This window comes from Staphylococcus sp. AC872, assembly GCF_979255425.1.
Genome location: NZ_CEEDKW010000044.1, coordinates 1 through 310 on the forward strand (window position 1 = coordinate 1; position 310 = coordinate 310).

Genomic DNA, 310 nt, shown 5'->3' on the forward strand with positions numbered 1-310 from the left:
CTTCCCGGTAGCGGCCTGCCCATTTCCGGGCAGTGATCGGGGAGACCATGAACATCTTTGCGGCGATCGTGGCCGGATAGCCGTCTTCGACAATCAGCCGAGCTAACCGGAGACGGGCACGAGGAGTGAGAAGAGCGTTCGGATGGGTCACATATGGTGCACTCTCAGTACAATCTGCTCTGATGCCGCATAGTTAAGCCAGCCCCGACACCCGCCAACACCCGCTGACGCGCCCTGACGGGCTTGTCTGCTCCCGGCATCCGCTTACAGACAAGCTGTGACCGTCTCCGGGAGCTGCATGTGTCAGAGG

Annotated in this window: 1 pseudogene; it reads right to left on the reverse strand. The window is 61.0% G+C overall.

Features of this window, described 5'->3' with window-relative positions:
- Positions 1–151 (reverse strand): annotated as a pseudogene (locus ACZ267_RS12860) (IS481 family transposase); the annotation flags it as partial.
- Between the last annotated feature and the right edge of the window lie 159 nt (positions 152–310).